The 10,257-nt window shown below is 71.7% G+C and carries 10 protein-coding genes and 1 pseudogene; 6 read left to right on the top strand and 5 right to left on the bottom strand.

Translation table 11 applies throughout. The annotated features are described in order from the left end of the window. The first annotated feature begins 68 nt into the window (after positions 1–68). Positions 69–503, top strand: coding sequence for an aspartate 1-decarboxylase (gene panD, locus J7I98_RS35755; protein ID WP_214929234.1), 435 nt, complete (start codon positions 69–71; stop codon positions 501–503). Positions 504–560: 57 nt separating this feature from the next. After that, complete coding sequence (locus J7I98_RS35750) at positions 561–1,238, top strand: arylsulfatase (RefSeq protein WP_214929233.1); 678 nt, start codon at positions 561–563, stop codon at positions 1,236–1,238. Positions 1,239–1,601: 363 nt separating this feature from the next. On the opposite strand, the gene J7I98_RS41735 is transcribed toward J7I98_RS35750, so the two are convergent. Together J7I98_RS41735 and gndA are read right to left on the bottom strand one after the other, a co-directional pair. Further along, a complete protein-coding gene (locus J7I98_RS41735; RefSeq protein WP_251021665.1) occupies positions 1,602–1,727 on the bottom strand; it encodes a hypothetical protein in 126 nt (41 codons plus the stop codon). 10 nt (positions 1,728–1,737) lie between these two features. Further along, a pseudogene (gene gndA, locus J7I98_RS35745) lies at positions 1,738–3,003 on the bottom strand (NADP-dependent phosphogluconate dehydrogenase); the annotation flags it as partial. Between the two features lie 329 nt (positions 3,004–3,332). On the opposite strand from gndA, the gene J7I98_RS35740 reads away from it, so the two are divergent. Further along, positions 3,333–4,547, top strand: a complete 1,215-nt coding sequence (locus J7I98_RS35740; protein WP_214929232.1) for a transglycosylase family protein — start codon at positions 3,333–3,335, stop codon at positions 4,545–4,547. On the opposite strand, the gene J7I98_RS35735 is transcribed toward J7I98_RS35740, so the two are convergent. Continuing rightward, a complete protein-coding gene (locus J7I98_RS35735) occupies positions 4,517–5,440 on the bottom strand; it encodes a DMT family transporter (protein WP_214929231.1) in 924 nt (307 codons plus the stop codon). The two genes, J7I98_RS35740 and J7I98_RS35735, sit on opposite strands and share 31 nt — an antisense overlap. A 207-nt stretch (positions 5,441–5,647) precedes the next feature. Between J7I98_RS35735 and J7I98_RS35730 the strand changes: the two genes are divergently transcribed. Then, entirely contained in the window at positions 5,648–6,337 is a 690-nt protein-coding gene (locus tag J7I98_RS35730; RefSeq protein ID WP_214929230.1) for a (2Fe-2S)-binding protein, read from the top strand. 115 nt (positions 6,338–6,452) lie between these two features. Then, a complete protein-coding gene (locus J7I98_RS35725; RefSeq protein ID WP_214929229.1) occupies positions 6,453–7,958 on the top strand; it encodes an SDR family NAD(P)-dependent oxidoreductase in 1,506 nt (501 codons plus the stop codon). Between the two features lie 207 nt (positions 7,959–8,165). Here the strand turns inward: J7I98_RS35725 and J7I98_RS35720 are convergent, their stop codons facing one another. Further along, the gene (locus J7I98_RS35720) at positions 8,166–8,717 is read right to left on the bottom strand and encodes an inositol oxygenase family protein (protein WP_214929228.1); all 552 of its coding nucleotides are present in this window, start codon (positions 8,715–8,717) and stop codon (positions 8,166–8,168) included. Between the two features lie 302 nt (positions 8,718–9,019). On the opposite strand from J7I98_RS35720, the gene J7I98_RS35715 reads away from it, so the two are divergent. Next, a complete protein-coding gene (locus tag J7I98_RS35715) occupies positions 9,020–9,202 on the top strand; it encodes a hypothetical protein (RefSeq protein WP_214929235.1) in 183 nt (60 codons plus the stop codon). 106 nt (positions 9,203–9,308) lie between these two features. On the opposite strand, the gene J7I98_RS35710 is transcribed toward J7I98_RS35715, so the two are convergent. Then, positions 9,309–10,256, bottom strand: a complete 948-nt coding sequence (locus J7I98_RS35710; protein ID WP_214929227.1) for a helix-turn-helix domain-containing protein — start codon at positions 10,254–10,256, stop codon at positions 9,309–9,311. Position 10,257: the final 1 nt, after the last annotated feature.

Raw genomic sequence — 10,257 nt, 5'->3', positions numbered from 1 at the left:
CGTGCTAACTCACCGGCATTGCCCTGACCTGCAAGGCAGGCGGGGAGCTGATAACCGGGAGCACCTCAGTGTTGCGTACCATGTTCAAGTCCAAGATCCACCGTGCCACCGTGACGGAGGCCGACCTCCACTACGTCGGCTCTGTCACAGTCGACGCCGACCTCCTGGAGGCGGCCGATCTGCTGCCCGGTGAGCTCGTCCACATCGTCGACATCACCAATGGCGCCCGCCTGGAGACGTACACCATCGAGGGCGAGCGCGGCTCCGGCGTCATCGGCATCAATGGCGCCGCCGCCCACCTCGTGCACCCCGGCGACCTGGTGATTCTCATCAGCTACGCCCAGGTCGACGACGCCGAGGCGCGGTCCCTGAAGCCGCGGGTCGTCCACGTCGACGCCGACAACCGGATCGTGGCCCTCGGTGCCGATGCGTCGGAGCCCGTCCCCGGCACCGATACGCAGCGCAGCCCGCATGCCGCCCCTGCCGAGGCAGTCCAGGTCTGAGGCTTCGGCCCCTCCGGCCCGCCCCGCTGATCATGCCCGCGTCCTAACATCGCTGTCATGCTCACGCTGCTGCACACCTCCCCGGTCCATGTCCCGGTCTTCGACGCCCTGCGGGACCGCGAACACCCCGGCCTCGAACTGCGCCATCTGGTGTACGAGGAACTGCTGGCCCGGGCCCGCTCCGGCGGGCCCGGCGCGGTGGGGCCCGAGATCGCCGTGGTGCTCGCCGAGGCCGTCGCCGACGGCGCGACGGCCGTGCTCTGCACGTGCTCCACGATCGGTGGTACGGCGGAGGCGTACGCCGCGCAGGCCGGCGTCCCGGTGCTGCGCGTCGACCGGCCGATGGCTGCGGCGGCGGTGGCGGCGGCCCCTGGGCGCGACCCGGTCCGTATCGCGGTCGTCGCGGCGCTGCACAGCACCCTGGCACCGACGGCCGACCTGATCAGGGAAGAGGCGGAAGCGGCCGGACGGCGGGTGCACATCCTCACCGTGCCGGCCGAAGGCGCGTGGAAATACTTCGAGGACGGTGACCGGGACGGCTACCTGGAAGCCGTGGCCGAGACCGTGGATGGGATCGCCGGGATTGACGAGGTCGACGGGATCGACGAGGTCGACGTCGTTGTCCTGGCCCAGGCCTCCATGGCGGACGCGGCCGCCCGTACCCGTACCGCTGTTCCCGTCCTCTCCAGCCCGGTCCCGGGGCTGCGCGCCGCAGCGGCGGTCGCCCTCCGATAGAAGCGCCGGATCCGCTGCGGCATGTGTGGGCCCGGCGGGCGGGGGCAACCGCACGGGGAGAGAGTGGTCCTGACCGTTTCACCACCGGCAGGGAGTCAGCCATGACCCAGCCCCCCGTCCCAGGTCCAGTACCCCCCGGGCCCGTGCCGACCCCACCGCCGCCCGGCCCGCCGGGGCCGGATCCCGGCCCCCTCCCGGGCCCGGGCCCCGTCCCACCGGGACCCTCCCCGGATCCCATCCCCAGGCCCCCGTCACCCGGCCCGGATCCCGGCCCCGTTCCGGACCCCGAGCCGCAGCCGGGGCCCATCGGGCCGCTCTGAGCAGCAGTCCTAACCAGTCCTAACCAGCCCTTACCGGTCCTGATCAGTCGGCGCGCACCTCTGACCGGTCACCGCCCCAGAGAGTGTGGAACGAACCCTCGCGGTCGGTGCGCCGGTAGGTGTGCGCCCCGAAGAAGTCGCGCTGCCCCTGGGTGAGGGCCGCGGGCAGCCGTTCGGCCCGCAGCGGCGTCGTAGTACGCCAGCGCCGCCGAGAAGCCGGGCGTCGGGACCCCGCCCCGCGCGGCGGCCGCCACCACCGCGCGCCAGTCGTCCTGCGCCGTACCGATCTCCTCGGTGAAGCCCTTGTCGGCGAGCAGGCTCGGCAGGCCGGGCCGGTCGTCGTACGCGGCCCTGATCCGGTCCAGGAACGCGGCACGGATGATGCAGCCCTCGCGCCAGATCGAAGCCACCGCGCCGAGGTCGATGTTCCAGCCGTACGCCTCGCTGCCCGCCCGGATCTGGTGGAAGCCCTGGGTGTACGACACGATCTTGGACGCGTAGAGCGCCTGCTCGACCTGGTCGGCGAAGGCGGCCGCATCAGCGTCGCCCAGCGGCTCCGACCGGGGCCCGGGCAGCGCGCCCGACGCCCTCCGCAGGTCCTTGTGCCCCGACAGCGAACGGGCGAAGACGGCTTCGGCGATGCCCGACACCGGCACGCCCAGGTCGAGCGCGATCTGCACGGTCCAGCGTCCCGTGCCCTTCTGCTCGGCCTCGTCGGCGACGATGTCGACAAAGGGCTTCCCGGTGTCGGCGTCGGTGTGGGCGAGTACTTCGGCGGTGATCTCGATGAGATACGAGTCGAGGCGGCCGGTGTTCCAGGAGCGGAAGGTCTCGGCGATCTTCCCGGGGCTGTAGCCCGCGACCGCGCGCAGCAGGTGGTACGCCTCGGCGATCAGCTGCATGTCGGCGTACTCGATGCCGTTGTGCACCATCTTCACGAAGTGGCCCGCGCCGTCAGGGCCGATGTGGGCCACGCAGGGAGTGCCGTCCTTCGCCTTCGCGGAGATCTTCTCCAGCAGCGGCCCCAGTGAGCCGTACGACTCGACGGATCCGCCCGGCATGATGCTCGGGCCGTGCAGCGCGCCCTCCTCGCCGCCCGAGATGCCCGTACCGACGAAGTGGATGCCGCGCTCCCGCAGTTCCTTCTCGCGGCGCCTGGTGTCCTCGAAGTGGGCGTTGCCACCGTCGATGATGACGTCGCCCGGCTCAAGGAGCGACGCGAACTCCTGGATCACCGAGTCTGTCGGCCCGCCCGCCTTCACCATGACGACGAGGCGGCGGGGGCGCTCCAGGGAAGCCACGAACTCCTCGGCACTGTCGGCCGGAACGAACGTGCCTTCCTTGCCGAATTCCTCGACGAGGGCGTGGGTCCTGGACGCCGTGCGGTTGTGCACCGCGACTGTGAAGCCATGGCGCGCGAAGTTGCGGGCGAGATTGCGGCCCATCACCGCGAGCCCCGTTACACCGATCTGGGCTGTACCGCTCATGCGTGTGCTCCTGAGGGTGTGCGTGTGCCTGTCCGTGTCCGTGTGTGTACCTGTACGTGGCTGTGTGCTGGTGTTACTCAAGACGTCCCGTAGCTTCCGCATTCCGCGCCGGTGGAATCGTGTGGACGCGATTGGGGCCCGTTCGGCGGCACGGCGCGGGCTGAGTCCCCGTCAATGCGCCGCGCGCCGGGGGGAGTTCCTGGCACTTGCTCTTGTCATGGCCTGCGCGCTGCCCGTACTTTTGCCGATTGCGACGTGTCCGACGCGTGAGTGGGGGGAACCGAGCCATGGCCGCAACCGGTCGTCACCGCCGGTACCAGCCGAGCCGTATCAACCGTGCATCTCTGACGGTCACGGCAGGCGGAGCCGGGATAGCCCTGCCACTGGTCGCCTCAGGAACGGCCGACGCCGCGTCGGTCGATGTCTGGGAGAAGGTCGCGGCCTGCGAATCGACCAGCAACTGGAAGATCAACACAGGCAACGGCTATTACGGCGGTCTCCAGTTCAAGCAGTCCACCTGGCAGGCGTACGGCGGCACCGCCTATGCCCCGCGCGCCGACCTGGCCACCAAGGACCAGCAGATCGCCGTCGCCGAGAAGGTACTCAAGGGGCAGGGGCCGACGGCCTGGCCGCTGTGCTCCGTACGGGCGGGCCTGACCCGCGGCGGCGACGCGCCGGACATCAGCACCGGGCCGAAGGGCGGTGCGCCCAAGCCGGAGACCAAGGCTGAGACCAAGCCCGAGGCCAAGACCGCGACCGAGAAGAAGACCGGTTCCAAGAAGGCCTCCGCGCCGCGCACGCCCTCCACCGACACCCCGAAGAAGGGCCGCACGTACACCGTCGAGGGCGGTGACACGCTCTCCACCATCGCGGACGCCGAGGACGTTAGGGGCGGCTGGCAGCGGTTGTACGAGGCGAACCGCAAGGTCGTCGGCAGCGACCCCGACCTGATCCACCCCGGGCAGCGGCTGATCCTGCACGGCGGCCAGAAGCCCAAACCCGATTCCGGCAAGGGAACAGGGACAGGTACGGGCAAGGGAACGCGCAAGGCGACCGGCACCGAGCGCGCCTCCCACGCCCCGCCGGCCAAGAAGTCGTCGGGGCTCTCCGCCCCGGTGGACGCCGGCCCCAGCACGCCCTACCGCGCCGCCGGTTCTTCCTGGGCCAAGGGCTACCACACCGGCGTCGACTTCCCGGTCCCCACCGGCACCGCCGTGAAGTCCGTCGCTCCGGGCCGGGTCGTCTCGGCCGGCTGGGGCGGGGCGTACGGCTACGAGGTCGTCGTCCAGCACTCCGACGGCAAGTACAGCCAGTACGCGCACCTCTCGGCGCTCACCGTGCGCGAGGGCCAGAAGGTGGGCGGCGGGCAGCGCATCGGCCGCTCGGGGTCCACCGGCAACAGCACGGGTCCCCACCTCCACTTCGAGGTGCGCACGGGACCCGGCTACGGCTCGGACATCGACCCGCTGGCCTACCTCAGGGCGGGCGGCGTCACCGTCTGAGTCCGCCGCGGCGGCGCGGGCTCCTGGGTCGGTACGGCGGGCAGCGTCCGCCGCCGGTCCGCGTGCGCGCCGAGCCGCTCCGTCGTGAGGAGAATCAGGCCGCCCGCAGCGACGACACCGCATCCCAGTGCCAGCGCGGTGCCCGTCGCGCCGTACCGGAAGTGCTCGCCGAACAGGGTGATGCCCACGGCGGCGGCCACCACCGGATTGACGACGGTGACCGTCGCCAGCGGGGCGGCCAGACCGGCGCCGCGGTACGACGCCTGGGAGAGCAGCAGCCCGGCGGCGGCGAGCCCCGCGATGGTCAGGAGGCTCGGCAACTGTCCGGCCGGCCCGCCGGTCGAAGTCCAGTCCACGGCCACGGTCTTGGTGAACACCGAGGCGATGCCGAAAGCGGCGCCCGCGGCCGTGGCCAGCAGAATGCTGCGTACGACCGCACGGTGCACCCGCTGCGCCGCCAGGAACACCGCCGCCACCCCGCCGAACGTCACCAGCGCCACCGCCAGCCGCTCGCCCCCGGCCAGCGACTGCGCGTCGGCCGTGCCGGTCAGCGACAGCAGCCCCGCGAGCCCCGCCGACGCCATGATCGCGCCGCGCCAGGCAGCGGCACCCGCCTTGCGGCGGACGAATACCGCAGCCATCGGCAGCGCGAAGACGATGGTCAGGGCGCCGAGTGGCTGGACCAGACTCAGCGGCCCGTACGCCAGCGCCCCCACGTGCAGCAGTGCGCCCAGGCCGTTCAGCGCCACGGCGGCCCACCAGGCGCCGTGGCGCAGCGGGGCGTACGGGCGGTGCGGTGTCGTGGAGGCGACGCGCTCCTGGACGATGGCCCCGGCCGCGTAGGCGACGGCGGAGACCAGCGCCAGCAGCACGGACAGCGCAAGAGCACTCATGGACTACACGATCTCTCGGCGCGGCGTTCAAGTCGTCGTCCCTCAGCAGGCATTCGGAGGTACTGCCGACGTAGTACGTGAGTACGCCCGAGGTCCTCCTCCTGGCGCTGTAACCGCCTACCAGAGGTGGAGACCGCGCCTCCCGACTGCTCCCCACTACGGTGAACCGGACGCGACAGCAGGTGAAGCGGATGAAGGGGGCGTTAAGTGGACCTGGCAGCAGTGGCCTCCGTGGGCGGGTTTTTCGCGCTGCGGACCGAGGAGCCCGAGGGCGGCGAGCATGTCCCGCTCGCGCGGATCTACGCGGGCGACGCGCCGGGCCTGGCCTTCCGTGTCGACAAGGTCGCGGCGCGGCTGAACGCCCCCGAGCGCCGCGTCGCCGCTTCCATCGCGCACCTCGGGCTGGCCGCCCGGCTGTGGTCCATCGCCCTGGGCCCGGCCGCGCTGTACGGCGAGTTCCCCGCCCTCCCGCCCGGTGACCTGCGCTGGGACGCCGACCGGAGCTCGCCCGACGACCTGTGGCTCGCCGCACCGCGCACCTTGCCCGCGACCGCCGACCGGATCCGTGAGGTGGTCCAGTACGGCCATCTCGTGCCGCTGGCCGACGCACTCGTCCGGGACTGCCGGATCTCGCGCCCACTGCTCTGGGGCAACGCAGGCTCCGCCCTGGCCGGCGCCGCCCGCGAGCTGCACACCTGGGCGAGGAAGAACGGGTGCCCGGAGGTGGGGGAGCGGGCACTGGAACTGGCCGCGGAGCTCTTCCGCCACCCCGATCTGTGCACCACCGGCACCCTCGAAGGCGCGGCGTTCCGGCGCCGCAGCTGCTGTCTCTACTACCGGTGCCCGTCGGGAGGGCTCTGCGGCGACTGCGTATTCGACCGCGCTCCCGTGAGCTGAGTCACTCGGTCCGCTGTCGCGTTTGTCGTCGGAGCCCGTCAAAACGTAAAGTTCGGATTTTGGTACTTCGATTGTGGTACTTCACAGCACGAGCGACACGAGGACAACAGCGGCGATGACGGTGACAGAGGACAGTCCGGCGTACGGCGAGAGCCCAGACAGCCCGGACAGCCCGGCCTTCGGCCCCGGCATCGACCCGGAGCGGATGGCCGTCTGCCTGAGCGTGCTCGACGAGCTCGACAAGCTGGACGTCGACCACCCCGACGCCATCGCGGTACGCCGCGCCACCGCCGGCATCTACCGGACCGTGAAGCAGCGCCGCCGCCAGGAGCGCCGGGCCGCGAAGACCGCCCACGACAGGGCCGTCACGCACGCCACCGCCACCGGCTCGGCCGAGCGCATCGACGACGAGACGCAGGGCGTCCTGCCGTCCTCCAGGGCCACCGCAGAGATCGCGGGCATACTCCAGCGCCCCCGCTCCTGCTACATCTGCAAGACCCGGTACGTCGAGGTCGACGCCTTCTACCACCAGCTGTGCCAGAAGTGCGCCGCCGAGAACCGCGCCCGCCGTGACGCCCGCACGGACCTCACCGGCAAGCGCGCGCTGCTCACCGGCGGCCGGGCCAAGATCGGCATGTACATCGCGCTGCGGCTGCTGCGCGACGGTGCACACACCACCATCACCACGCGCTTCCCGAACGACGCGATCCGCCGCTTCAAGGCGATGCCGGACAGCGACGAGTGGATCGGCCGCCTCAAGATCGTCGGCATCGACCTGCGCGACCCGGCGCAGGTCGTCGCGCTGGCCGACTCGGTCGCTGCCGAGGGTCCGCTCGACATCCTGATCAACAACGCCGCGCAGACGGTACGCCGCTCCCCGGGCGCGTACAGCGAGCTGGTCGCCGCCGAGTCCGCGCCGCTGCCCGCCGGCGAGCTGCCGCCGGCGCAGGTCATCGGTACCTTCGGCAGCGGCACCGTGGACCGCGTGGCCGCGCTGCCGGCCGCCCGCAGCGAGGACGGCCTCACCGCGCAGGACGTGACGGAGCTGGCTCTGGTCTCGGGATCCGCGTCGCTCGCCCGGATCGAGGCCGGCACGGCAATCGACGCCGGCGGTCTGGTCCCCGACCTGCACGACACCAACAGCTGGATCCAGACGGTCTCGGAGGTCGACCCGGTCGAGCTGCTCGAAGTGCAGCTGTGCAACTCGACCGCGCCGTTCATCCTGATCAGCCGCCTGCGCGCGGCGATGACCGCGTCGTCCGCGCAGCGGAAGTACGTCGTGAACGTGTCCGCGATGGAGGGTGTCTTCAGCCGCGGTTACAAGGGCGCGGGGCACCCGCACACGAACATGGCGAAGGCCGCGCTGAACATGCTGACGCGCACCAGCGGCCAGGAGATGTTCGAGAAGGACGGCATCCTGATGACCGCCGTCGACACCGGCTGGATCACGGACGAGCGCCCGCACCCCGACAAGATGCGGCTCGCCGAGGAGGGCTTCCACGCGCCTCTCGACCTGGTCGACGGTGCGGCGCGGGTCTACGACCCGATCGTGCGGGGCGAGGAGAACGGCGAGGACCTGTTCGGCGTCTTCCTGAAGGACTACGCCCCGGCGAACTGGTAGGCGGGCGGGGCGTGGCGGGTGGCTTTTCTTTCCCCACCCCGCCCCTTCCCGCTGTGACATTTTGCGGCTGCTGCCGCGCGCGGGTGGGTCCGCCCCGGACCCCGCTCCTCAAACTGGGGGCTTGCCCCCAGTTCGGGAAGGGGCGGGTAGGGGAACAGCCCCGCGCAGCGGCTCGCGTTCGCACGTGACGGCGCGTCACGTACACCCTCACGCACCCGATATACGCCCCGCCGCCACCATCTCCAGCACCGGCCGCCAGTCCTCCATCACCCCCGCATCGAGCCCGACGACCTTCCCCTCGTCGTCCGCCTGACGCAGCGTCACCGCATCGTCCGCCAGCGGATCGCGCGCGAATGCCGCCGCCTCGTCGGGCGTCATCGCCCCGCCCTGCAGCCCGAGCGTCAGCGCGCTCTGCGCCGACAGCGGGCGCCCCGGTTCCTCCGCCGCCAGATAACGCTTCGCCGGCACATGGAGCTGTACGAGCCGGGCGACCCGCTCGCCGAGCAGCGGGCGTACCGCGTCCGCCGCCCGGTCGGCGTGACCCGCGTCGTCACCCGGCTGGAGCAGATGCCCCAGGTCATGGACGAGCCCCGCCAGCTGGAGCTCCTTGTCGCTGGGGTGCGAGCGACGCAGCAAATGCGCCGTCTGGAGTGCGTGATCGTGCAGATCGACCGGATCGCCGCTGCGGTCGGGCGCGTCCCAGGCGCCCCGGCAGGCATGCAGCAGAGCCATCAATTCCTCGACGCTGCGCAGCTCCATCCCGTTCCTCCCCGAAGCGTGAGCATCTGTGCCTCCGAGCAGATCACGTGGGCCCTGGCTTCCGGCTGAACGGGGCACGAAGGGCCGAAGGCCGAAATGTGACGGAATCCATCGAGCGGAACCCCGCTCATATGGGTACTCTGTTGGTCACGGACAGCCCAACCAAGGCCACTCCAGTGTGAGTAAACGGCGCCACCGCGACCGAACTGCCCTAATATTCCGGACCCGTTGGGTGCCGGTCGCCCGCCGGCCAAGGCCGCGGCGACTCGTCCGACGGGTTACGCGACACAAAGGAGTGCGCGGTGACGCCAGAGATGACAAAGCAGGACAAGCGATACGAACGTGGCGAACAGGCCGGTGAGCCCCGACGCCGTCGGCCCGACGAGCTCGGCAGCCTCGAAGTCTGGTCCCGGTCCGCCCCGATCAGACTGGCCGGTTACGAAGACGACCTGGCCGAGCCGCACATTCTGCCGGGTATCGACTGAGCGGGACCGCCGGGCGAAACCGAGCGAAACGCGTGAGACCGGGTCCCCCGGGCACCGCCGTGAGGCGGGCCGGGGGACCCGGCACGTGCGTCGCCGGGCGCCTCCGTCACACCGGCTGCCGCGCCGCCTCCACCAGCACGTCCCGCTCGGCAAGCCGCCCACCGCACTCCCCGCAGGCCAGCCGCGGCCCGAACTCCCGCCCGCACCCCCGGTGTACGGACACCAGCGCGGGCCCCTCCGGCGCCTCGTACCATCGCTGACCCCACCCGATGAGCGTCATCACGACGGGAAAGAACGCCCGCCCCTTGGGTGTCAGCCGGTACGCCGCTCCCTCGGCCCTCAGCACACCCAGTGCGCAGAACGTCCTCAGCCGGTCGGCCACCATCGTCGGCGGCGCCCCCAGACGCTGCTGGAACTCGCCGAAGCGCCGTGCACCCAGGAACGCCGCCCCGAGCAGCGCCACCGACCAGCGGTTGCCGATCAGCGCCACCGTCTCGGGGAGCAGGCCCGCCGCCCCCTCCGGCAGGACCGCCGCGCTGCGCCTGCGGGTCGCCGCCGAGGGGATGGACCGGCCGTCGTCACCGCTCGGGCCGAGCGTGCTGCCGATGTCGCGCGGCTGTACGGGGTCACCGCACCCGTCGCAGACCATGACCGGCTCCATGGGCCGGCCGCAGGTACGGTGCCGCATCCCTGCCGGCGGCTCCCCATGGTCACCCGCCCAGCGGCACTCCCAGCCCCGGACGGCGACGAGAACCGGCCAGATTTCCCGGCCGCGCCGGGTGAGCCGGTACTCGTACCGCACCGGCCGGTCCTGGTACGCGACACGGTCGAGGAGCCGCTCCTCGGTCAGCCGGGCCAGGCGGGCCGCGAGCACGGCATCGGAGATGGGCAGCAGACCCCGCCAGTCCTGGTAGCGGCGTACGCCCTGATGGGCGTACCGCAGGATCAGCAGCGCCCACTCGTCGCCCAGCAGGCCGAATGTGACGGCGATGGCGTTCGGCCCGCCTTCGGGAAGCGGGGTCGGGGCCGGCGCCTGCGTCGCTGCGTCGTTCACT

The organism is Streptomyces sp. ISL-98, from assembly GCF_018614055.1.
Taxonomy (GTDB): Bacteria; Actinomycetota; Actinomycetes; order Streptomycetales; family Streptomycetaceae; genus Streptomyces; species Streptomyces spiramyceticus.
The sequence above is the reverse complement of the archived record's forward strand: the minus strand, read 5'-3'. Positions and strand labels throughout refer to the sequence as shown.